Source organism: Lysobacter sp. P5_B12 (genome assembly GCF_056400425.1).
The window spans coordinates 182753-206273 of record NZ_JBFULG010000002.1; the positions used below are offsets into that span (position 1 = coordinate 182753).

Genomic DNA, 23521 nt, shown 5'->3' on the forward strand with positions numbered 1-23521 from the left:
CTCTCGCTCGGGCGCTTCGCCCGGGCACTCTTTTGCCGGTGCGAAGCAAGCTTCGCACTGACCCGATCGTTGTCGCCCATGTGAGGGCCACGTGAGCGTTTGTCGTTAGCGGTACGTGAAATCCTCGAAATCCGGCAAGCGGCTGTCCGGTTCGGGGCGAACTCATCCGTTCGTTGGGAACACACCCCGAGGATGGACCCCATGAAACGGACACACCTGCTCACCGCACTCGTCGCCGCGACACTCGCGACCGGAACGGCGTGGGCCTGCTACTGCTCCACCGGTACGATCATCGTCAAGAAGTTCTACGACCGGAATGCGAACGGCATCCAGGATGCCGGCGAAGTGCGGCTGGCGGGTTGGCCGATGACACTGGGCTCCGCGACGCTCGGCCCGCTCGGTACGCTGCCGACCGACAGCTTCGGCTACGCGCAGTTTTCCAACATCCCGATCGGCACCGATTACATCGTGTCCGAAGCCACGCCGCTCGGGGGCAATTGGGTGCAGTCGGCGCCTGTCGATGGGCAAGGCCATCCGATCAATCCGCAGACGGGAATCGCGGTGCAGGTCGGCAAGACGACGCAGCTGACCTTCGGCAACTACTGCACCAAGCCCAGCGGGGGCAAGACGCCGGGTTACTGGCACAACAAGAATGGCCTGGCGACGTTGATGGACGGCGGCTCGCTCGCGCCGGAGTTCGCGCTGCTTTCCGCGCTCAACCTTGTCGGGGAAAGCGGAAGCCCGTTCGATCCGACGACGCATCCGCAGTTCGCCACGTGGCTGCTCGACAGCAACGCGACGAACATGGCGTGGAAATTGTCGACGCACCTGGCGGCGATGCGGCTGAACGTCGAAGCGGGTTTCGTCGACGGCACGCGCATCTACGCGCCCTTCGGCGGGACGATCAACGAGTTGATCGCGGTGGCGAATGCATCGCTCGGCGACAGCCCGTACACGCCGGCCGGGCATCCGGATCGCGCGGAACAGGAAGTGCTGAAGAATTACCTGGATGCATTGAACAACGGCGCCGGCGTGGTGAATCCGACGCCGTGCGCGCGTGTGTTCGAGTACTGACGATCCGAAGCGTCGCGCACGTCAGGTGCGCGACGCGATCGTCCCCCACGCCGCCGCTTTCCTTCGATCCTTGCCCGAGCGCCGGTCGGCCTTGTCGGGCTCGAAGCGGATCATTTCGCGGCGATCGTTCGACACGCGCCGCTCGCCGTTCTTCCGCCGGTCCGGCCCGCGATAGGCCTTGAACTCGCCCCCGTGGTCGATCTCGTACATGCGGTCTCCCCCTCGTCCGAGCGGCCACCCTCGTGCGGCCACTGTCGAGCCTGCGTGAAAAACAAAGGCCCCGCAACTGCGGGGCCTTTGGTCGGTCGCAACGGCCGGATTACTGGCCGATGTGCTGCTTCAGCCAGGCATTGACCGTGTCGTGCCACAGCACGCTGTTCTGCGGCTTGAGGACCCAATGGTTCTCGTCGGGGAAGTAGAGGAACTTCGACTCGATCCCCTGGCGCTGCGCCGCGGTGAACGCACCGATGCCCTGCTCCACCGGGATGCGGAAGTCCTGCTGCCCGTGCACGACGAGGATGGGCTTCTTCCAATCCTTGACGTGGTTGACCGGGTTGAAACGCTCGTAGTTGTCCGGATGCTCGAACGGCGTGCCGCCGTTTTCCCATTCGCTGAACCACAGTTCCTCGGTCGCGTAACCCATCATGCGCTGGTCGAACACGCCATCGTGCGTGACCAGGCACTTCCAGGGCGCGTTCCAGTTGCCGGCGATCCAGTTGACCATGAAGCCGCCGTAGGACGCACCGAGCGCGCAGGCCTTGGAGCCGTCGAGGAAGTCGAACTGCTTCTGCGCCGCGTCCCAACCCTTCTGCAGGTCTTCGAGCGGGCGGTCGCCCCAATGCTGGCTGATCGCGTCGGTGAAGGCCTGGCCGTAACCGGTCGAACCGTGGAAGTCGATCATGACCACCGCGTAGCCCTGGCCGGCGTAGGTCTGCGGATTCCAGCGATAGCTCCAGCCGTTGCCGAAGCTGCCCTGCGGGCCGCCGTGGATCAGGAACGCCACCGGGTACTTCTTGCCCGGCTGGTAGTTCCAGGGCTTCACGACGTAACCGTGCACGGTCTCGTTGTTCCAGCCGGCGAACTTAAACTGCGTGCCTTCGCCGAACTTCACGTCGGGCAGCATTTCGCCCGCGCTTTGCGTGATCGCACGCGGCGTCGCGCCGTCGGGCTGCGCGGCGAACAACTGATCGCCGGTCTGCAGCGAGTTGCGCGTGTAGACGAGCGTCGGGCCCTTGAGGTCGAGCGCGGTGACCGTGCCGTCCTTGATGATCGAAGTGACTTCACCGCTCGCGATGTCGACGGAGAACAACGGGGCCTGCCCGAGTTCTTCGGCAGTGGTGTAGATCGACTTGCCGTCCTTCGACAGCGCGATGCCGTTGGCCGAGGCATCCCACTTCGATGCGACTTCGCGCGTGCTGCCCGATCCCAGGTCCATCGCCATCAGTGCGAAACGATCGGCTTCGAAACCCGGGCGCTTCATCGCGCGGTAGTACAGCGTCTTGCCGTCCTGCGAGAACACCGGCGTGGTGTCCCACGCCTTGTTGGCGGCGGTGAGGTTCTTCGCGGTGCCGGTGCCGTCGGCGTTGACCAGGTACAGGTCGAAGTTGGTCGACCACGGTTCCTGGCCGTCGGCCTTGCGCGCGGACAGCACGAGCGACTTGCCGTCGGGCGACCACGTCATCTCGCTGGTATCGCCGAAGGGACGCGATGGCACGTCACCGATCACGTCGCCGCCGACCAGCGTGGCCTGCGTGATCTTCGCGCCATTGGCGCCGAAGGGCGCGACGAACACACGATTGAGCTTGCCTTCGTTCCAGGCATCCCAGTGGCGGATGAACAAGCGGTCGAACACGACGCCCGAGGCCTTGCGATCCTCGCGCGCCTTGTTGCGCTTGACGTTGCACTGCAGGTCGGACTTGCAGTCGGCGAAGGTTTCCAGCGCCAGTGCGACGCGCTTGCCGTCGGGCGAGACCACGTAGCCGCCCACATCGCCGACGACATCGGTCAGTTGCACCGGCGTGCCGCCGGCGACCGGGATCGCGTAGAGCTGCATCGAGCCGCCCTTCGCGCTGAGGAAGTACACGCGCGTGCCGTCGTCGGAGAACGTCGCCGAATTGACGTTCCAGCCTTCGGGCGTGAGGCGCACCGGCGGCGCGGCATCGCGCGCCATGAGGTCTTCGATCCACAGCGAGGTCGCGCTCTTGTTCGCATCGAAATCCACGACGCGCTTGGCGAACACGACCTTGCGGCCATCGGGCGACAACACGGGCGCGGAGACGCGATCGAGCTTGGCGAGATCGCGCACCTCGAAGCCGCGCTCGGCATGCGCGGCGAGCGGCAACGCGGACAACAACGCGAGGGACAACAGGGTGTGACGCAGATTCATGTCGTGGATCCTGCAGTGGTGCGTGGAATTAGACGTCGACGGTGCGCGCGGCGCGCCCGACCCAACGGTAGAGAAGGAAGATCGAGGCAACGAAGAGCACGCCGCCGATCCAGACGCCCGGGCCGTTGGCGAATGCGTCGCCGACGATCGCGAGCGGGAACAACTGGAACGCGACGATGCCGGCGATCAGCACGCCGATCAGGCCTTCGCCGACGATCATGCCGGAGGCCAGCAGCACGCCGAGTTGCTTGGTCGCTTCCGGGCGCGGGCCGCGGTCGGCGCGCTTGTCGAAGTACCAGCCGACGATCGCACCGACGACCACCATCAACGTCGCCGACGTCGGCAGGTAGATGCCCAGGCCGACGGCGAGCGGCGAGAGGTGCGCGCTCTTGGTCGTGCGGCGCAGCACTTCGTCGACGACGATCAGCACCACGCCGATGTACATGCCGATGCGGATCAGGCTCCAGTCGATGCCGCCTTCGATCACGCCCTTGGCCAGCGCGGAGATCAGGCCGGCCTGCGGCGCGGCGAGCGCGTTCTTCGTCGCGTTGGGCGCGCCGACGAAACCGTAGGCCTGGTTCACCACGTCGAGCACGAACGGGATGATCGCCGCGCCCGCGATCACGCCGACCACCAGCGCCCACTGCTGCTTGGACGGCGTGGCGTCGACGAGCTGGCCGGTCTTGAGATCCTGCAGGTTGTTGTTCGCGATCGCCGCCACCGTGAACACCACCGCGGTGACGAACAACGCGAACGCGACGAGCCCCTTTTCATGCCCCGGTTCGAGCATCGGCTTGATGCCGAACACGAGCAGCAAGGCCGCGCCGATGACCACCAGGATGCCGATGCCGGAGAGCGGGCTGTTCGACGAACCGATCAGGCCGGCCATGTAACCGCACACGGTGGAGACCAGGAAGCTCATGACCACGATGTAGAACAAGCCGCCGGCGATCAGCGGAAATGCGTGCGCGCCCAGGCCGGTTTCGGTGCTGAAGTGCGAGAGCAGGAAACCGAGCGGCACGAAGCAGGCGAGCATCACCGCGCCCACGATCGTGATCGGGATGTCGTGTTCGGTGCGCGGCATCGAGGCCAGGTCGCCCGACTTGCGCGCGCGGTTGGCCGCCATCGCGGAGGTCAGGCCGGAGACGACGGGCTTGACCAGCTTGCCGAGCGTCCAGATCGCGGCGACGCCGATCGTGCCGGCGCCGACGAAGCGCACGTTGGTGCTCCACGTCGCGCTCGCGATGTCTTCGAATCCGCCCGTGAGCCCCGTGGCGAGCGCGGAAAAATGCGGCACGCCCCATACCCACGCGATCAGCGCGCCGAGCAACATCGCAAGACCGACCCACAATCCGACGAGATGGCCGACGGCGAACAGCGCCATCGAAAGTGCGAAGTCGAAACCGGTGACGCCCTCGCCGACCTTGAAGTAACTCTTCACGTCGCTGGCGAACAGGCGCGTGGCGACGACGGCGGCGAACACCGCGGCGACGATCGCGCCCCACACCACTGCCATCAGGCCCGCGCGGCTGTCTTCGGCACCGTGCGCCGTGGCTTCGGCGCCGGGGCTGCCGACCTTGAGTACTTCGGCGCAGGCCACGCCTTCGGGATACGGCAGCTCGGAGTTGGTGACCAGCGCGCGGCGCAGCGGGATCGAATACATCACGCCGAGGATGCCGCCGAGCGCGCAGATCAGGAACGACGCCCAGTACGGGAAGCCGGTCCACCACCCGATGATCACCAGGCCGGGCAGCACGAAGATGATCGAGGACAAGGTGCCCGCCGCCGAAGCGACGGTCTGCACGATATTGTTTTCCTGGATCGTCGAGTCCTTGAAGTTGCGCAGCAAGGCCATCGAGATCACCGCCGCCGGGATCGACGTGGCGAAGGTCAGGCCGGCCTTGAGGCCGAAGAAGACGTTGGCGGCCGTGAAGGCCAGGGTGACGACGACGCCCAGGATGAGGGCGCGCAGGGTGAATTCGGTACGCGGCTCGAGGCCGGCTGGCGCAGTGCTGGACACTCGGCGATCTCCCGGAAGGATGTCAAAAAATCCGGCCCACCCTAAGCGGACGGCCGGTCACAAGTCCAGCGCGCAGGCCCCGCGGCCTATACTCGCGGCGCCTGTCCGGCCCCGGGGGGAGCCAGCGCGATGTCGTCGTCCGTCACCGCCTACACCGACATTCCGCGCAGCGAAGACTTCCTCGGGCATCCGAAGGGCGTCTTCGTCTGTTTCTTCACCGAGATGTGGGAGCGCTTCTCCTTCTACGGGATGAAGGCGTTGCTGCTGCTTTATCTGCTGAAGCACCACGGGTTCAACGACGACGCGGGCTACGACCTGATCGGCGCCTATGGCGGCCTGGTTTACGCCGTGCCGGTGATCGGCGGCCTGCTCGCCGACCGTTGGCTCGGGATGCGCAAGGCGGTCGTCCTCGGCGGCATCCTGTTGTGCCTCGGGCACCTGGGCATGGCGGTCGAAGGCGAAGCCGCGCACCGGGTCAACGGCGTCATGGTCCGCGACGCCGGCGCGCTGCAGGTCTTCTACGCTTCGCTCGCGCTGATCATCATGGGCGTGGGCTTTCTCAAGCCGAACATCTCGACGATCGTCGGCAAGCTTTACGCCGACGACGATCCGCGACGCGATTCGGGCTTCACCCTCTTCTATGCGGGCATCAACGTCGGCGGTTTGTTCGCCGGCTTGATCTGCGCGTTCCTCGGCGAAACCTACGGGTGGAAATACGGCTTCGGCGCGGCGGGCGTCGGGATGCTCGCGGGGCTGGCGATGTTCCTGTGGGGACAGAAGTATTTGCATGGCCACGCCGAGCCGCGCGATCCGGCGGCGCTGCGCACGCGCGTGGCGGGACTCTCGCGCGAATGGTGGATCTACCTGGGCTCGATCGCCGGCGTGGCGGTGGTGTGGCGGTTGATCCAGACCACCGGCGCGGTGCATTGGTCGATGCACGTGGTGGCCGCGTTTTTCTTCGCGTGGTTCGTCTGGTACGTCGTCGCGCGCTGCTCGCGCGAACAACGCGAGCAGATGATCGCGCTGCTGATCATCATCCTCGGCGTGCTGGTGTTCTTCACCCTGTACGAGCAGACCTACGGCTCGTGGCTGACCTTCACCGACCGCCTGATGACGAAGGACATGTTCCCGTCGCTGGTGAGCGATGCGAGCGGCACGCTGCCGTGGTCGATCTGGTTGATGGCGGGTTCGCCGGTCCTGATCGTGATGGCCTTGCGTGCGAGCGATGCGGGGAAACGCGCGTTCGCGCGCACGCTCGTCGCCATCTGGGTGCTCGCGATGGCGGTCGCGTGCTTCCGCGATGTCGTGCTGGTGCCGCAAACGGCGGGATCCCTGACCTTCCTGGGCTCGTTCTTCGTCGTGCTGCTCTCGCCCTTCTTCGCGTGGCTGTGGCCGTGGCTGGAGAAGCGCCGCGCGAATCCGAGCAAGCCGCTCAAGAGCGCGATCGGGTTGTTGTTCGCCGCGCTGTCGTTCCTGCCGCTACTCGCGGCGGCGCACACCGTCGGCCCCGGCGCGATGGCGAGTGTGTGGTGGCTGGTGCTCGCCTACTTCCTGCTCGAATTCGGCGAGATGTGCCTGTCGCCGATCGGCCTGTCGGCGGTGACGCAGTTGTCGGTCGCGCAAGTCGTCGGGTTGATGATGGGCGGCTTCTGGCTCGCGACGGCGTATTCGGAAGTGCTGGCGGCCTCGTTCGGCAAGCTCGCTTCGATCGAAATTCCGGAAGGCGGTGCGATCGACGTGGTCGATGCCGCGGGGAAGTACGCGCACCTGTTCCACCTGATGCTGTGGATCGGCATCGGTTCGGCGGTGGTGTTCCTGGTGATCACGCCGCTGTTGAAGCGGTGGATGCACGGGGTCAAGTGACGGGCGGCATCCGGTCGAGCGTGGCGTCCAGCGCCGCATGCCAATCCGGCAGCGCGATGCCGAAATCCCGTTGCACGGCACTGGTGTCGAGCACCGAATACGCGGGGCGCGCGGCAGGCGTGGGGTAATCGGACGTCGGAATCGGCACCACGCGCGGCGCCTTCGCGAGCAGGCCACGTGCAACCGCGCCTTCGAAGATCGCCGTTGCGAAGCCGTGCCAACTCGTCTTGCCGGTCGTGGCCAGGTGCCACAGGCCGTTGCGGCGATCCGGTGCGCGCAGCACCTGCGCAGTGACGTCGGCGAGCAGCCATGCAGGAGTCGGCGTACCGACCTGGTCATCGACGACGCGCAGTTCTTCGCGCTCGGCGCCCACGCGCAGCATCGTGCGCAGGAAATTGTGGCCGTGCACGTCGTACACCCACGCGGTGCGGAAGATCGCGTGGCGTGCGCCGCTGCCGATGATCGCGACTTCGCCTGCGCGCTTCGAATTCCCGTACACGCCGAGCGGCGCCGTCGGATCGTCCTCGCGGTACGGGCGCGTGCCCTGCCCGTCGAAGACGTAATCGGTCGAGTAATGCACGAAATACGCATCGCGCGCGGCGCAGGCGGCGGCGATGCGCGCCGGTGCTTCGGCGTTGATGCGGTGCGCAAGCTCGGGTTCGGACTCGGCGCGGTCCACCGCCGTATGCGCGGTGGCGTTGACGACGACGTCGGGTGCGACGCGCGCGATCAGTGCGTCGATCGCGTCCAGGTCGGCCAGGTCCAGCGCTTCGCACACCGTGCCGTCGGACAGCGTGCCGCTGCGGCAGGTGACGACGACATCGCCCAGCGGCGCGAGCGTGCCGCGCAGGCGCCGGCCGAGCTGGCCGTCGCCGCCGAGGAGCAGGACGTTCATGGCGCCGCGAAGACTGGCAGGCGTTCGGGTGCGACGTCTGCGAGGAAAGGCGCGTTCGCATCCTTGTCCGACAGCGACGGATGCCCGATCGGCCAGTCGATCGACAGCTGCGCGTCGTTCCAGCGAATGCTGGCATCGGCCGCCTTGTCGTACGGCGCCGTGCACAGATAACTGAAGAGCGCGCGTTCGGACAACACCGCGAACCCGTGCGCGAAGCCTTCGGGCACCCAGAAGTGGCGCTTGTTGTCGGCGCTGAGGATCACGCCGGCGTGCTGGCCGAAGGTCGGCGAACCGCGGCGGATGTCGACCGCGACGTCGTACACCTCGCCTTCCAGCACGCTCACCAGCTTGCCTTGCGGGTTCGGCCACTGGTAGTGCAGGCCGCGCAGGACGCCGCGGCTGGAGGAGGACACGTTGCTCTGCATGAAGTTGGTCGGCAAGCCGAGCGCGCCGAAGCGCTCGGCGTTCCACGCTTCGTAGAAGAAACCGCGTGCGTCGCCCCAAACGGCGGGTTCGATCACCACGCAACCGGGCAATTGCGTTTCGACGACTTTCATTCGACGCGTCCGTGTTCCAGCAGGCTGAGCAGGTATTGGCCGTAACCGTTCTTCGCGAGCGGCTTGGCCAGCGCTTCCAATTGGTCGCGATCGATCCACTTGTTGAAGTAGGCGATCTCTTCGGGGCAGCAGACGCGCAGGCCCTGGCGTTTTTCGATCGTCTCGATGTAGGTCGAGGCCTCGACCAGCGATTCGTGCGTGCCCGTGTCGAGCCATGCGTAACCGCGACCGAGTTTCTCCAGGTGCAGGCGGCCTTGCTCGAGGTACACGCGATTGAGGTCGGTGATTTCGAGTTCGCCGCGCGCCGAGGGCTTGAGCTTGGCGGCGTATTCGCTCGCGTTGCCGTCGTAGAAGTACAGGCCGGTGACGGCGTAGTTGGAGCGCGGCTTGGCGGGCTTCTCTTCCAGGCCGACCACGCGCCCGTCGGTGTCGAACTCGGCCACGCCGTAACGCTCCGGATCGCGCACCCAGTAACCGAACACGGTGGCGGCATCGTCGGTGCGGTCGTCGGCGCGCTGCAACAACTCCGTCAGGCCGTGGCCGTAGAAGATGTTGTCGCCCAGGACCAGGCAGCTCGGCTTGCCGTCGACGAACTTCTCGCCGATGAGATACGCCTGCGCCAGGCCGTCGGGGCTCGGTTGCACGGCATATTCGATGTTCATGCCCCACTGCGAGCCATCGCCGATGAGGTTCTGGAACAGGGCCTGCTCGTGCGGCGTGTTGATGATCAGCACGTCGCGGATCCCGGCGAGCATCAGCACGCTCAGCGGGTAGTAGATCATCGGCTTGTCGTAGACGGGCAGCAGCTGCTTGCTGATCGCCTTGGTGATCGGATACAGGCGCGTGCCCGAACCACCGGCGAGGATGATGCCCTTGCGTGCCGTCGTGCGCGCCGGCGTCATGCGGCCGTCCCGATGCGTTCGAGGCGATAGCTGCCGTCGGTCACGCGACCCACCCAGTCCTGGTGCGCGAGATACCAGTCGACGGTGTCGGCGATGCCCTGTTCGAAGGTGTGTTCGGGCTTCCAGCCCAGTTCGCCCTTCAACTTGTCGGCGTCGATCGCGTAGCGGCGATCGTGGCCGGGGCGATCGGTGACGAAGGTGATCTGCGATTCGCGCTTCTTGCCGTCGTCGCGCGGGCGACGTTCGTCGAGCAGCGCACAGATGGTGCGCACGACATCGATGTTCTGGCGCTCGGCATCGCCCCCGACGTTGTAGGTTTCGCCGACGCGGCCGCCCGCGAGCACGGTGCGGATCGCGGCGCAGTGGTCGCCGACGTACAACCAGTCGCGCACGTTCTTGCCGTCGCCGTACACGGGCAGCGGTTCGCCGGCCAGCGCGCGCGCGATGATCAGCGGGATGAGCTTTTCCGGGAACTGGTACGGCCCGTAATTGTTCGAGCAGTTGGTCGTCAGGACCGGCAGGCCGTAGGTGTGGTGGAAGGCGCGGACCAGGTGGTCGGAGGCGGCCTTCGACGCGGAGTACGGCGAGTTGGGCGCGTACGGCGTGGTTTCGGTGAACTTGCCGGTGTCGCCCAGCGAGCCGTAGACCTCGTCGGTGGAGACGTGCAGGAAGCGGAAGGCGTCCTTCGCCGCGCCCTGCAGGGACTTCCAGTAATCGCGCGTGGATTCGAGCAGGGCGAGCGTGCCGACGACATTGGTCTGCACGAACGCCGCCGGGCCATCGATCGAACGATCGACGTGGCTCTCGGCCGCGAAGTTGATCACTGCATCGGGTGTGTACTCGCGCAGCAAGCGATCGACAAGCGTGCGATCGCCGATGTCGCCTTCCACGAACACATGGTTCGCGTCGCCGGCGAGCGGCGCGAGCGTGTCGATGTTGCCCGCGTAGGTCAACGCATCGAGGTTCACAACGCGCACGCCGCGGCGAACCGCGTCGAGTACGAAATTGCCGCCGATGAATCCGGCGCCGCCGGTCACCAACCAGGTCGTCACATCAGCCTCCAGTGCCTTGCGAGTCGCCGCCCCAGACCGGCGATGGGGACATTCCCCGGTAAAACGGCCCCTCTCCCGGGCCGCGTGTCCTGCATCGTTGCCGCCCGCGACACGAGGCCGCGGCGACGCGCGATCAGAACGGGATGTCGTCGTCCGCGAAGTCGTCGCCGAAGTCGCGGGCGGGCGGCGCGGAATCGCGGCGCGGTGCGCCTTCCTGGCCCTGGCCCTGGCGCTGCGGGGGCGCGGAACGCTGCGGGCGGTCGCCGCCGCGCTCGGCGCGGGGACCACCACCGCCACCGCCACCACCGCCGCCTTCACCACGGCCGCCGAGCATCTGCATCTCGTCGGCGACGATGTCGGTGAAATATTTCTCGACACCGTCCTGGCCGGTGAACTTGTCGTAGCGGATCGAGCCTTCGACGTAGACCGACGAGCCCTTGCGCAGGTATTCGCCGGCGATTTCGCCGAGCTTTCCGAAGAACTTCACCCGGTGCCACTCGGTGCGTTCCTGGGTGTTGCCTTCCTTGTCCTTGCGCACGCTGGTGGTGGCGAGGCTGATCGAGGTGACGGCCATGCCGCCCTGCGTGTACTTGGTTTCCGGGTCGTTGCCGAGATTGCCGACCAGGATCACCTTGTTGATGCCACGTGCCATGGAGTGCGTGTCCTCGAATGCGGGATGGGTACGGCCGGTCGCGGGGGGCCGGCGGGCCAGTGCGCACATGGTACCAGCGGCCGGGGACGGCGCCTGCCGACCTGTCGGCGGAATCACACCCGCGGCCCGTCCGGCGCCCGGGGGCGGACATCGCGGACCCGCCGCCCTCCCAGGGCAGTCCGCCACTTGCGCATCGATGAATCAGCGCGGATGCGGACTGGAAACGTCTTAACTCTGCGAATGTTTGTACTCCGTGCGTTTCGCGGGATTGGCGCTTGCCTTCTAATCCGCGCCTTCGCGATGTCGTCCCTGTGCGACACGCGTGCCCCTTGGTGCAGATCTGCACCACCTGCCGTCGTCCACGGCGATCGCGTGCCTAGAATCGGGTCGCATGCGATCGCGGGGGCGCGCTCGCTCGCCACCTTCGTCCAACCAGGGCCAGATCCATGTATCGAGTCATCATCGTCGACGACCATCCCATGGTGTCGGCCGCACTGAAAGACCTGCTGGAAATCAACGAGACCTTCGAAGTCGTCGCCGTGCACGACAACGGCGGCGCGGCCCTCTCGGCGGTGCGCACGCTGCAACCGGACCTGCTGATCATCGACCTGGGCGTTCCCGTGCTCGGCGGCGTGGAGGTGATCTCGCGCCTGCGTGCAGGTGGATCGGGCGTGGGCATCCTCGTCGTCTCCGGCGGCGAGGCGCACGAAAGCGGCCTGCGCGCGTTGCGTGCCGGCGCCAACGGGTTCGTGCACAAGACCGATGCGATGAGCGAAATCGCGATGGCCGCGCTCGTGGTGGCGCGCGGCAAGTCCTACTTCAACCAGGAACTGCTGATGCTGGCCGGCGACGGACAGACCGACGGCCGTCCGGTCACGCGCCTGACCGAACGCGAGTTCGAAGTGTTCCGCTGCCTGGTCGCCGGCCAGTCCAACCGCGACATCGGGGAGCACATGCGCCTGAGCAACAAGACGGTCAGCGCCTACAAGATGAAGATCATGCGCAAGCTCGGCGCGCGCAACATCCGCGACCTCATCGAACTCGCGCGCGAAACCGACTCGGCCTAGCCGCGATCACACCGCGCCGGCGGCTTCCATCAGGCGCTCGATCTCGGCGCCCTGTTCGGCGTCGAAGCGCAGGCCCATGTGGTCGATCGCCACCCAGGCGACGTGCGTCTGCAAAGTGATCGCGTCGCCGTCGGTCACGTCGAAGAACATGCGCAGTTGCGTGCCGTCGGAAGGCGTCCACCCCGGCACGAGGTCCACGCGCGCGCCGCCTTCGGACAGATCCAGGATGTAACCCTCGTGCGAATGCCCGTTCGGCGCGACGAGCACCGCGCACAACACGTTGAACCGGGCGTGCTTGCGCTTGTCGACAGCGACGGCAGCGGAGGTTTCCATGCGCCGATGCTAGCCCCGTCCGGCGCGCCGGGTGACGAGCGCGCACGACGAGGCGTCGGCAGGCGTGCCCCCCGGACCGGCGGCGCACTGCAGGGGAAGGACGGTCGCCGGGAAGGCCGGCATTGCGCAGTGCACAACGCCGGCCGTTGCCCTTACTCGGCGTAAGCCTCGAGCGGCGGGCAGGAACAGACGAGGTTGCGGTCGCCGTAGACGTTGTCCACGCGCGCCACCGGCGGCCAGTACTTGCCGGCCACGAGCGACGGCAGCGGATACACCGCGGCTTCGCGCGAGTACGGATGCGTCCACTCGCCGACCACTTCCTGGGCGGTGTGCGGCGCGTTGCGCAGCGGATTGTCCTCTCTGTCCAGCACGCCGCTCTCGACCGCGCGGATCTCTTCGCGGATCGCGATCATCGCCTCGCAGAAGCGGTCGAGTTCTTCCTTCGATTCGCTTTCCGTCGGCTCGATCATCAGCGTGCCGGCGACGGGGAAGGACATCGTCGGTGCGTGGAAGCCGAAGTCGATCAGGCGCTTGGCCACGTCTTCGACGCTGATGCCGCTGCTGTCCTTCAGCGGGCGCAGGTCGAGGATGCATTCGTGCGCGACGAGGCCTTCGTGGCCGGCGTACAGCACGGGGTAATGCTCTTCGAGGCGGCGCGCGATGTAGTTCGCGTTGAGGATCGCCATCTGCGAGGCCAGGCGCAGGCCCGTGCCGCCCATCATGCGGATGTACATCCACGTGATCGGCAGGATGCTCGCGCTGCCGTAGGGCGCCGCAGCCACTGCGCCGTCCTTGCGCGCGAGGTGGCCGGTGCGATGCCCCGGCAGGAAAGGCGCGAGGTGCGACTTCACGCCGATCGGGCCGACGCCCGGGCCGCCGCCGCCGTGCGGAATGCAGAAGGTCTTGTGCAGGTTGAGGTGCGAGACGTCGCCGCCGAACTTGCCCGGCGCGCACAGGCCGACCATGGCGTTCATGTTCGCGCCGTCGATGTACACCTGGCCGCCGTGGCCATGCACGATGTCGCAGATCTCGCGCACGCCTTCCTCGAACACGCCGTGCGTGGAGGGATACGTGATCATGATCGCCGCGATCTTGTCCGAATGCTGCGCGGCCTTCGCGCGCAGATCGTCGAGGTCGACGTTGCCGCGCGCATCGCACGCGGTGACGACCACGCGCATGCCGGCCATGTTCGCCGTCGCGGGGTTGGTGCCGTGCGCCGAGGAGGGAATCAGGCAGATGTCGCGATGCCCTTCCCCGCGGCTGGCGTGGTAGGCGCGAATGGCGAGCAGTCCCGCGTATTCGCCCTGCGAACCGGCGTTGGGCTGCAGCGAAACCGCGTCGTAACCGGTGGCCTCGCACAGCATGCGTTCGAGGTCCTGCGTCATCTTCGCGTAGCCCAGCGCCTGGTCTTCCGGCGCGAAGGGATGCAGCGCGCCGAACTCCGGCCAGGTCACCGGGATCATCTCGCTCGCGGCGTTGAGCTTCATCGTGCACGAGCCCAGCGGGATCATCGTGCGGTCGAGCGCGAGGTCGTAATCGGCCAGGCGGCGCAGGTAGCGCATCAACTCGGTTTCGGAACGATGCGTGTTGAACACCGCGTGCTGCAGGAACTTCGACGTGCGGCGCAGGCCCTTGGGGAGCGTCGCGTCGGTGCCGCGCAGCGTATCGAAGTCGGGGATCGCCGCGCCTTCGCCGGCGAACACATGCCACAGCGCTTCGATGTCGCCGCGCGTGGTGGTTTCGTCGAGCGAAATGCCCAAGCGCGAGGGATCGATCTCGCGCAGGTTGTAGCCCGCCGCTCGCGCCTTGTCGTGCAGCGCGCCGGTGCGGCCGCCGGTGGCGAGGGTGATCGTGTCGAACCACGTGGCCTGTTCGACCTGCACGCCGAGCTGTTTCAGGCCCGCGGCGAGGATCACGGTGAGCGCGTGCGTGCGCTCGGCGATCGCCTGCAGGCCTTCGGGCCCGTGGTAGACCGCGAACATGCTCGCGATGTTGGCCAGCAACACCTGCGCGGTGCAGATGTTGGAAGTCGCCTTCTCGCGGCGGATGTGCTGTTCGCGCGTCTGCATCGCCAGGCGATAGGCCGGCTTGCCGTGGCGGTCGATCGAAATGCCGACCACGCGGCCCGGCATGTCGCGCTTGAACGCATCCTTGGTCGCGAAATACGCCGCGTGCGGGCCGCCGAAGCCCAGCGGCACGCCGAAGCGCTGTGCGCTGCCGATCGCCAGGTCCGCGCCGAATTCGCCCGGCGGCGTGAGCAGCGTCAGCGCGAGCAGATCGGCGGCGACCGCGACGAGCGCATTGGCCGCATGGAACTTGCCGACGATGGCGCGCAGGTCGTGCACGTCGCCGTTGGTCGCCGGGTACTGCAGCGCGGCGCCGAAGAACTTCGAGACATCGTCCAGCGCGAACTCGTCGCCGACGACGACTTCGTAACCGAGCGGTTCGGCGCGCGTGCGCACGACGTCGATCGTCTGCGGATGGCAATGATTCGAAACGAAGAACGCGTTGGCGCCCTTGTTCTTCGACAGGCGCTTGCAGAAGGTCATCGCTTCGGCCACCGCGGTGCCTTCGTCGAGCAGCGAGGCGTTCGCGATTTCCATGCCCGTCAGGTCGGACACCAGCGTCTGGAAGTTGAGCAGCGCTTCCAGGCGGCCCTGCGAGATCTCCGGCTGGTACGGCGTGTAGGCCGTGTACCACGCGGGGTTCTCAAGCAGGTTGCGCAGGATCGGCGCGGGCGTGTGCGTGTTGTAGTAGCCCTGGCCGATGAACGAACGCAGGACCTGGTTCTTGTCGGCGTAGGTGCGCAGTTGCGCGAGCGCTTCGGCTTCGCCCAGGCCATCGCTGGCCGGGAGGACCGCGGTGCCGCGGATGCTGGCGGGAACGACGCTCTGCGTGAGCGCGTCGAGGGAGGCGTGGCCGAGCAGGTCGAGCATCGCCTGCGTGTCTGCCTCGCGCGGGCCGATATGGCGCGCGATGAATTCGTTGCGGGTATCCAGCGGGGTGGTCATGGGCGCGCCTTGGTGAAATAGGGCGCCCCATCTGTCTATTCGCCTGAGAGCGTTACTCCTTCGGCGGGCCGGGACGGGTCGCATGCAGGGTTCGCGCGGCCGGATGGGGGAGGAACTCCGGGACGCGCGGTGCGAGACCGCCGGTCACTTTTCAGATTGTGTCTGCCGCGAGGTCCTTTTGCCTGAGAGTTTCCGGGGCGGTTGCTCCTTCGGCGCCGGCGTCGAACCGGTCTCTCCCACGCGACAGGTGGTGCTGGTTGTACCCGCGAATGGTCTCATGCCCCCACCCCGTGCGGCAAACGCGGGACGGTGAATGTGCGGGGCTGCCTATAATTGCCGCCCGCCCTGCCGCCTTGCCCGCCTCCGACGTGAACGCAGCCCCCGACCGCAGCCTCCCCGACCTGCCCGCGATCCAGGCCCTCGCGCAGGAGGACATGGCCGCCGTCGACGCGCTGATCCGCAAGCGCCTGGCCTCCGACGTGGTGCTGATCAACCAGGTCAGCGAGTACATCATCGGCGCCGGCGGCAAGCGCCTGCGCCCGATGCTGCTGTTGCTCGCCGCGCGCGCGCTCGGCCATCGCGGCCCGCACGCGCACCAGCTCGCCGCGGTCATCGAGTTCATCCACACCGCGACCCTGCTGCACGACGATGTCGTCGACGAATCCGACCTGCGCCGCGGCCGCCGCACGGCCAACGCGGTGTGGGGCAATGCGGCGAGCGTGCTCGTCGGCGACTTCCTGTATTCGCGCAGCTTCCAGTTGATGGTCGAACTCGACCGCATGGAAGTCATGCGCATCCTCGCCGACACCACCAACCAGATCGCCGAAGGCGAAGTGCTGCAGTTGCTGCACGTGCGCAACCCCGACACCGACGAGGCGGCGTACCTGCGCGTGATCGAGCGCAAGACCGCAGTCCTGTTCGCCGCCGCCACGCGCCTGGGCGCATTGCTCGCCGGCGCCGATGCGAAGACCTGCGATGCGATGCACGAATACGGCCTGCAACTGGGCTATGCCTTCCAGATCGCCGACGACGTGCTCGACTACGCCGCCGACGCCGACGCCCTGGGCAAGAACCTCGGCGACGACCTCGCCGAAGGCAAGGCCACGCTGCCGCTGATCCACGCGATCCTCCACAGCGACGCACCCACGCGCGCGGCCTTGCGCAATGCCGTCGAACACGGCGACGTGGAGGCGATGCCGCAGGTGGTCGCCGCGATCAACGCGACCGGCGGGCTCGATTACAGCCGCGCGCGCGCTTTCGAATTCGCCGAAGCGGCGGAGGCGGCGTTGGATGCGCTGCCGGCGAATGTGGCGACCGATGCGTTGCGGGGATTGGCGCGGTATTCGGTGTCTCGGGATCGCTGACGCGTTATCCCCCTCGAGCGCGCTTTGCGCGCTCGATCCCCCTTGGAAGGGGGATGACAGCCGTCAGTTTGCGAAGCGTTCGGCGAAGAACACGCGCATCATCCGTTCGGCGCGCCGCATCGCCAGTTCGTTGTAGATGCAGCCCGGCGGCTTGTTCGCATCGGGCAGCGCGAAGCAATGCACCGCGCCGCTGAAGTTCACGAACTGCCAGTCCACGCGCGCGGCGTTCATTTCGTTTTCGAACGCGGGAATGTCGCCGGCCGTGTATTGGTCGTCGGCGCCGTTCAGGACGAGGATGCTCGCCTTCACCGTGCCTGCCTTGGCGGGCATCGTGGTGTTCAGGCCACCGTGGAAAGTCGCCACGGCCGAGACATCCGCGCCGCTGCGCGCCAGTTCCAGCGCGGTCGCGCCGCCGAAGCAATAACCGATCGCGCCGATGTGCTTGGTGTCGAGCGGGACGTCCTTCGCGGTGCGCAGCACGTCGAGCGCCTTGGTCGCGCGCGCGCGCAAACTCGCGCGATCGTCGTAGAGTTTCTTCACCTGCGCCTGCGCGTCGGCATCGGTCTTCGGGCGCACGCCCTTGCCGTACACGTCGGCGAGCAGCACGACGTAATCGTCGCCGGCGACATGCTTGGCCTTGGCGATCGCCGAATCGGTGACGCCGTACCAATCGGGCACCATCAACAGCCCGGGGCGCTTGATCGCATTCGTGTCGTCGTACACCAGGTAACCGCTGAAGGTGTCCTTGCCGACCTTCCATTCGACCGGCCTGGCCTGCATCTCGGCGTGCGCGGCGGACATCCCGAAAACGCAAAGCATCAACGCGAACAACGATCGACCGAACATCGTGCGACGCATGGCGGACTCCGTTTGCCTGGGTGGTGTTCTGCTGCGGCAGACTACGCCGGAAACGCGTCCATGGCGTGAACGCTCAGTCGATGCCGATGCCCGGAATCGCGCTGATCGCGTCGGGGTCGAAGCCCGCCAGCGCCGCGAAATGGCGCCCGCGCGCGACGTAGTCCTTGTAGGCGCCGAAGCTGGGCGCGCCGGGCGAAAGCAGCACGACGCCCTCGCCCGCCAAGGCCGCGCGTGCCTGGTCCATCGCGTCGGGCAGGTCGGTCGCCGCGCGCAAGACAAACCCGCCGCCGAGCGCGACCGGCTCGAGCAGATCGTGGATCTTCGGTCCGTTCTGCCCGACCGTGACGATGGCCGCGGGCGCATGCGCGTGCATCGCGTCGGCGAACCCGGACCAATCGATGCCGCGGTCGTGGCCGCCGGCGATCAGCGCGACGCGCCGATCAGCGAAACACGCCAGCGCCGCGAGGCTCGCATGCGGCGTGGTGCTGATCGAATCGTTGACGTAAGTGATGCCCTCGCGCACGCCGATCGTCTGCAGGCGATGCGGCAAGGGGCGGAAGGCCGCGGCATGCGGCGCGAGCGCGGCCGCATCCAGTCCCAGCGCTTCGATCGCGGTCAGCACCGCGCAAAGGTTGCCGCGATTGTGGCGGCCGGGCAGCGGCAAGGATGCGGTGTCGAAGACTTCGCGATCGCCGCGATACAACACATCGCCGCGCAGGTGCCAACCGTCTTCGCGGTTGAACCAGCGCACCTGCGTATCCGCATGCAGGCGCAACGCGGCGAGCGTCGGGTCGGCTGCGTTGAGCACCGCGATGCGCGGACGCGCGTCGGTGACCAGGCGCAACTTGTCGGCCACGTAGCGCGCTTGCCCGCCGTGCCAATCGAGGTGTTCGGGAAAGACATTCAACGCGATGGCGACATGGGGCCGCGCACCGCTATCGGCGACATCGCCGGTCTGGTAGCTCGACAACTCGATCGCCCAATAGGCGGGTGCATCCTGTGCGGAAGCATCGGCGTCGAGCAATTCGAGCATCGGCATGCCGATGTTGCCCGCGAGCGCGGTGCGATGCCCGCCCGCGCGCAGGAGATGCGCGAGCAATGCGGTCGTGGTGCTCTTGCCTTTCGTCCCGGTGACGCAGAGGGTGCTGCCGTGGCCGTTCGACGCATGCTCGCCGAACCACAATGCCGTGCCGCCGATGAAGCGCGTGCCGCGCGCGGAGGCAGACACCGCTTCGTTGCGATACGGACTGATGCCCGGCGATTTGACCACCACGTCGAACGCGGAGAGCGCATCGCCGTCGACGTGCGTGCATGTCGTCAACGCAGCGTCGTGCAGTTCCGCGGCCTGCTCGGCTTCGGCCGCATCGCAGAACAGCGTCAACGCCTGGTGCGGAAGGCGCGCACGCAGCGCGCGATATGCCGCGCGCCCTTCGCGGCCCCAGCCCCAGAGGGCGACGCGCTTGCCGTCAAGCGACGAAATGCGCACGCAGCTTGGCCCACAGCGCGGAAGGAATGCGGTGCTCGTCGTCGATCACCATCAAGCCCGCGACATCGAGTTCTCCCGCATCGAGTTGCGGCGCGATCTCGCGCGCGAAGCGTTCGACCAGCGCATCCTCGCGCCATTCCGGACGCGCGGCGAGCGCGGCCATCGCGGCGCGCGATTCGCGCCCCTCGCCCACGCATTCGAAGGGCTTGTGGTCCTGGTATTCCAGCAGCGCGTCGTAACCGGCGGTCTGCGCGGGATCGTCGAGCAGGTTGCGCCCGAAGATGCCGACCAGGCGCGGCTTCGGCATGAACGGCGCCAGCGCGAGGAACACGAAGTGGCATTTCGGACAAACACCGCACCAGCGGTTCGCGGGACGTTCGCCGAGCAGGTGGAAGTTGCGGTTGCAGCTGGAGAAGTGCGCATCGTAGCGGTCGGTCTTCGCGAACTGCCGCGCGACCGCGAGCTCGCTCATCGGCCGCAGCAACGAGTAGTAATGCAGGTCGGCCGCCACATGCGACTGCACGTAGTCGGCGAGCGTCTGCTCCCACGCCCAGCCCTTCGACCACTGGTGGTTCACCTCGCCGGTGCCGGGGATCAGCGAGCCATAGCTCGCCGAGCGCTCGTTCGAGAACACGACCTGGTCGGCGCCGAGCACGATCGCGGCGAACAACATGATCGCCGAGTTCACGCCCGTCACCGGGATATGTCCGTTCAACGCGCCCTGTCGATTGAATTCGAACAAGGCCGGCGCGAGTGCGCGCCCGATGTTGAGCGTCGGCAGGCCGGTGCGTTCGGCGCAGGCCTTGATCAACTGCGAACCGCCGATCCACGTGACCGTCTGCGCGACGCCCGCAGCGCGCAGCGCCTCGATGGACACCAGCGAATCCTTGCCGCCGCCGATCGCGACGAGCGCGTGCTCGGGCAAGCCGACCGCGGGCGCTGCAGGCGCGTTGTCGCCCCAGTGCGGGAACTTGATGCGCTCGTGCAGGTGCAGCCCGTTGCGATAGGCGAACTCGCCCAGGCCGTTGAGATAGAACGAATCGAGCATCGACGCCGTCGCCGCATCGATGGGCTCGCCTTCGATGCGGATCTCCGCGGGCACGGCCGCCTTGTAGTAACTCACGCCCGCCAGCAAATGCAGCAAGCGCAGCGCACGTTGCGCGGCGTCCGCGCGTGCGCCGTCCAGCGTGAACGGAGCGCCAGGCAAAGTGATCGTTTCGATCAGCTCCGGACCCTCGTCGAAGGCGTAGACCAGCTGCGCCACGCCGGTGGCGGCATCGAAGGTGTTGCGCACGAAGCGGAACGCGCGGATCGCGTCGCGCGAAAAAGTCCAGCCGGTCATTCGATGGTGTCCTCTGCGGGCAGCGCGCGCAGGTTGTAGGTGCTCGCCATGGCCATGCCGTAGGCGCCCGCGTCGGCGACGAGGATCACGTCGCCTTCCGCCGTCGCCGCCGGCAACAGGCGGGAATGGCCCAGCACGTCGCCGCTTTCACAGATGGGGCCGACGACGTCGAAATCCAGTACGTCGACATCGGACAGCCGCGAGAGATTGTGGATGCCGTGGTAGGCCCCGTACATCGCGGGGCGCGCGAGCGCGTTCATGCCCGCGTCGCAACCGACGCGGCGCACGCCGTCCTTTTCGACGACCTGCGTGGCATGCAACAGCAGCACGCCGCATTCGGCCACCATGAAGCGACCTGGCTCGACCACGAGCTTGAAGCGCGGATACGCGGCACGGATTTCCTCCAGGCCCGTGCGCCATGCGCCCAGGTCGAAGTCCTCCGCATCGGGCGTGTAGGCGACCGGCAGGCCGCCGCCGATGTCGATGGATTCGATGGTACCCACGCTGTCGGCCATGCCCGCGAGTTCGGCGTACACCACGCGCCAATGGCGCGGGTCGTCGATCCCGCTGCCCATGTGCGCATGCAGGCCGATGATGCGGACGTCGAGTTTTTGCGCTTGCGCGACGAATTCGTCGAACCGCTGCAGCGACAGGCCGAACTTCGCCGCGACGCCACCGGTGTTCACCTTCGCGTGGTGGCCGCCGCCGTGCCCGATGTCCAGGCGCAACCAGATCGTGCGGCCGCGGAACACCTCGGGCCAGCGCTGCAGCGCTTCGACGTTGTCGAGCGTGACCGTCACGCCCATCGCGAAGGCGGCTTCGTATTCGGCGCGCGGCGCGAAACTCGGCGTGAACAACACGCGCTCGGGCGACAGCGACGGCACGGTGCGGAACACATGCTCGAGTTCGCCGATCGACACGCATTCCAGGCCGAAGCCTTCTTCGACCAGCGTGCGCAGGATGGCCGGATGCGGATTGGCCTTGATCGCGAAGTAGCGGCGGTCGATCGCATCGATCGACGCCAGGTCGCGCGCGCGGTCGCGCACGGTCGCCAGGTCGTAGGCGTAGGTCGGCGTGGCGTGGCCGGCGATCGCGAGCAACGCTTCGCGCTTGCCCGCCCACCACGGCACGCGACGCGCCGGCTTGCCGTGCGCGATGTCGCGCCAGCTCGGGCCGAAGACCGTGGTGTCCTGCACCGGCATCGCGCCGCCACGGATCAGCTCGGCGTGCAGCTGCGGCAGCATGCCGTCGGCGTCGGCTTCGTCGACGACGAAGGTCAGGTTCAGATCGTTCGACGACTGCGAGATCAGGTGCACGCGTTCCTGGCCGAAGGTCGCCCACACGTCGGACAACTTGTGCAGCAGCGAACGCATGCCGCGGCCGACGAGCGTGATCGCAGCGCAGGGCGCGATGACCTTCACGCGGCAGACTTCGGCAAGATCCGCCGACAGGGTTTCCAGCACGTTCGTCGTCACCAGGTTTTCGCTGGGGTCCAGCGACACGGTGACGTTGGTTTCGGACGAACCGATCAAATCGACCGACAGCCCGTTGCGCTTGAAGCGCTCGAACACGTCGGCGAGGAAGCCCACCTGTTGCCACATGCCGATGCTTTCCATCGACACCAGCACGATGCCGTTGCGACGGCTGATGGCCTTGACGCCGGGCACCGTCGCGGCGCTCGCGTCGATGCGCGTGCCGGGAAGATCGGGGCGTTCGGTGTCGAGGATGGTGATCGGCACGCCGCCATCGCGGCAAGGTGCGATCGAACGCGGATGCAGCACCTTCGCGCCGGTCGTCGCGATTTCCTGCGCTTCGGCGTAATCCAGGCGCGTGAGCAGGCGCGCATCGGGCACTTCGCGCGGGTTGGCGCTGAACATGCCGGGCACGTCGGTCCAGATTTCCACGCGCGATGCACCGAGCAAGGCGCCGAAATACGCCGCCGAGGTATCGGAACCCCCGCGACCCAGGATCGCGGTGCCGCCATCGTCGTGGCGTGCGATGAAGCCTTGCGTCACCAACATCGGTGCGGGTTGCGCATCGAAGCGCGCCTGCAAGGCGGCATCGGGTGCGCAGCGACAATTGACGGACAGGCGCTGCGCCCACGGACTCGCGTTGGGCAACGAGACCGCATCGAGCCAGTCGCGCGCATCGCTCCAACCGAAATCCAGGCCCTGCGAACGCAGGTAGGCCGCGCCGAGCGTCGAGGACAGCAACTCACCCTGCGCGAGGACGTCCGCTTGCCAGGAAAGCGCGCGCATTGGTGCGCGTGCATCGGTCGCAAGTGTGCGCAGTGCGCCCAGGCGTTCGCCAAGGACCGCGTCGGGATCCAGATCCAACTCCGCGCAGAACGCGCGGTGGCGTTCGACGAGTGCATCGATGCGGTGATCGAAGGCTTCGCCGGGCGCCGAATAGGCGATCGCCTGCAACTCGTTGGTCACGCCCGAGAGCGCGGACACGACGACGAGCACGCGCACGCCTTCTTCGCCGACCCGTTTGCTCGCCAGGCGGCCGATCGTGTCCCAGCGATTGCGACGCGACACCGAGGTGCCACCGAACTTCAAGACCACCCACCGCACTGGTTGCGACACCACCGATCCCCGTCGTCTTCCCGGAATGCGCGACTCTCGCGCCAGATGCCTGCAAAATGCGGCTCCGGGAT

At 67.2% G+C, this 23521-nt stretch carries 18 protein-coding genes and 1 riboswitch; of the genes, 4 read left to right on the forward strand and 14 right to left on the reverse strand.

Features of this window, described 5'->3' with window-relative positions; translation table 11 throughout:
• Positions 1–201 precede the first annotated feature (201 nt).
• Positions 202–1074, forward strand: coding sequence for an SdrD B-like domain-containing protein (locus AC1DOM_RS04255; RefSeq protein ID WP_498960563.1), 873 nt, complete (start codon positions 202–204; stop codon positions 1072–1074).
• Between the two features lie 21 nt (positions 1075–1095).
• On the opposite strand, the gene AC1DOM_RS04260 is transcribed toward AC1DOM_RS04255, so the two are convergent.
• From AC1DOM_RS04260 to AC1DOM_RS04270, 3 genes are all read right to left on the reverse strand, one after another.
• Positions 1096–1284: a hypothetical protein gene (locus AC1DOM_RS04260; RefSeq protein ID WP_498960565.1), complete on the reverse strand. Its 189-nt coding sequence runs from the start codon at positions 1282–1284 to the stop codon at positions 1096–1098.
• Positions 1285–1393: 109 nt separating this feature from the next.
• Positions 1394–3460, reverse strand: coding sequence for a S9 family peptidase (locus AC1DOM_RS04265; RefSeq protein ID WP_498960567.1), 2067 nt, complete (start codon positions 3458–3460; stop codon positions 1394–1396).
• A 28-nt stretch (positions 3461–3488) separates the two neighbouring features.
• Positions 3489–5480, reverse strand: coding sequence for an OPT family oligopeptide transporter (locus tag AC1DOM_RS04270; protein WP_498960568.1), 1992 nt, complete (start codon positions 5478–5480; stop codon positions 3489–3491).
• A 129-nt stretch (positions 5481–5609) separates the two neighbouring features.
• On the opposite strand from AC1DOM_RS04270, the gene AC1DOM_RS04275 reads away from it, so the two are divergent.
• A complete protein-coding gene (locus AC1DOM_RS04275; RefSeq protein WP_498960569.1) occupies positions 5610–7343 on the forward strand; it encodes a peptide MFS transporter in 1734 nt (577 codons plus the stop codon).
• Here AC1DOM_RS04275 and rfbD read toward each other — a convergent pair.
• The 5 genes from rfbD to ssb form a co-directional block, all read right to left on the reverse strand.
• Positions 7336–8238 (reverse strand): dTDP-4-dehydrorhamnose reductase, encoded by a 903-nt coding sequence (gene rfbD, locus AC1DOM_RS04280; protein ID WP_498960571.1) that lies wholly within the window; start codon positions 8236–8238, stop codon positions 7336–7338. The genes AC1DOM_RS04275 and rfbD overlap by 8 nt on opposite strands.
• The gene (rfbC, locus tag AC1DOM_RS04285; RefSeq protein ID WP_498960573.1) at positions 8235–8795 is read right to left on the reverse strand and encodes a dTDP-4-dehydrorhamnose 3,5-epimerase; all 561 of its coding nucleotides are present in this window, start codon (positions 8793–8795) and stop codon (positions 8235–8237) included. Before rfbC ends, rfbD begins: the two co-directional genes overlap by 4 nt.
• Positions 8792–9697, reverse strand: coding sequence for a glucose-1-phosphate thymidylyltransferase RfbA (gene rfbA / locus AC1DOM_RS04290; RefSeq protein ID WP_498960575.1), 906 nt, complete (start codon positions 9695–9697; stop codon positions 8792–8794). Before rfbA ends, rfbC begins: the two co-directional genes overlap by 4 nt.
• Positions 9694–10749, reverse strand: a complete 1056-nt coding sequence (gene rfbB / locus AC1DOM_RS04295; RefSeq protein ID WP_498960577.1) for a dTDP-glucose 4,6-dehydratase — start codon at positions 10747–10749, stop codon at positions 9694–9696. The genes rfbA and rfbB overlap by 4 nt, the downstream gene beginning before the upstream one ends.
• A 133-nt stretch (positions 10750–10882) precedes the next feature.
• Entirely contained in the window at positions 10883–11401 is a 519-nt protein-coding gene (ssb, locus tag AC1DOM_RS04300; RefSeq protein WP_498960579.1) for a single-stranded DNA-binding protein, read from the reverse strand.
• Between the two features lie 446 nt (positions 11402–11847).
• Here ssb and AC1DOM_RS04305 point away from each other — a divergent pair, with 446 nt between their 5' ends.
• The gene (locus AC1DOM_RS04305; protein WP_498960581.1) at positions 11848–12468 is read left to right on the forward strand and encodes a response regulator; all 621 of its coding nucleotides are present in this window, start codon (positions 11848–11850) and stop codon (positions 12466–12468) included.
• A 6-nt stretch (positions 12469–12474) separates the two neighbouring features.
• On the opposite strand, the gene AC1DOM_RS04310 is transcribed toward AC1DOM_RS04305, so the two are convergent.
• Both AC1DOM_RS04310 and gcvP read right to left on the reverse strand, forming a co-directional pair.
• Positions 12475–12801: a PilZ domain-containing protein gene (locus AC1DOM_RS04310; protein WP_498960583.1), complete on the reverse strand. Its 327-nt coding sequence runs from the start codon at positions 12799–12801 to the stop codon at positions 12475–12477.
• Between the two features lie 152 nt (positions 12802–12953).
• On the reverse strand, positions 12954–15812 hold the full coding sequence (gene gcvP / locus AC1DOM_RS04315) for an aminomethyl-transferring glycine dehydrogenase (protein WP_498960585.1): 2859 nt from the start codon (positions 15810–15812) through the stop codon (positions 12954–12956).
• A gap of 160 nt (positions 15813–15972) precedes the next feature.
• A riboswitch (glycine riboswitch) is annotated at positions 15973–16061 on the reverse strand.
• Positions 16062–16180: 119 nt separating this feature from the next.
• Between gcvP and AC1DOM_RS04320 the strand changes: the two genes are divergently transcribed.
• Positions 16181–17176, forward strand: coding sequence for a polyprenyl synthetase family protein (locus AC1DOM_RS04320; RefSeq protein ID WP_498960587.1), 996 nt, complete (start codon positions 16181–16183; stop codon positions 17174–17176).
• A 63-nt stretch (positions 17177–17239) separates the two neighbouring features.
• On the opposite strand, the gene AC1DOM_RS04325 is transcribed toward AC1DOM_RS04320, so the two are convergent.
• From AC1DOM_RS04325 to AC1DOM_RS04340, 4 genes are all read right to left on the reverse strand, one after another.
• The gene (locus tag AC1DOM_RS04325; RefSeq protein WP_498961265.1) at positions 17240–18022 is read right to left on the reverse strand and encodes a dienelactone hydrolase family protein; all 783 of its coding nucleotides are present in this window, start codon (positions 18020–18022) and stop codon (positions 17240–17242) included.
• Positions 18023–18107: 85 nt separating this feature from the next.
• Positions 18108–19520 carry a UDP-N-acetylmuramoyl-L-alanine--D-glutamate ligase gene (gene murD / locus AC1DOM_RS04330; RefSeq protein ID WP_498960589.1) on the reverse strand — a complete coding sequence of 471 codons (1413 nt, stop codon included), beginning with the start codon at positions 19518–19520 and terminating at the stop codon, positions 18108–18110.
• Positions 19501–20862 (reverse strand): UDP-N-acetyl-alpha-D-muramoyl-L-alanyl-L-glutamate epimerase, encoded by a 1362-nt coding sequence (gene murL / locus AC1DOM_RS04335; protein ID WP_498960591.1) that lies wholly within the window; start codon positions 20860–20862, stop codon positions 19501–19503. Before murL ends, murD begins: the two co-directional genes overlap by 20 nt.
• Positions 20859–23450, reverse strand: coding sequence for a bifunctional aspartate kinase/diaminopimelate decarboxylase (locus tag AC1DOM_RS04340; protein ID WP_498960593.1), 2592 nt, complete (start codon positions 23448–23450; stop codon positions 20859–20861). The genes murL and AC1DOM_RS04340 overlap by 4 nt, the downstream gene beginning before the upstream one ends.
• Positions 23451–23521 lie beyond the last annotated feature (71 nt).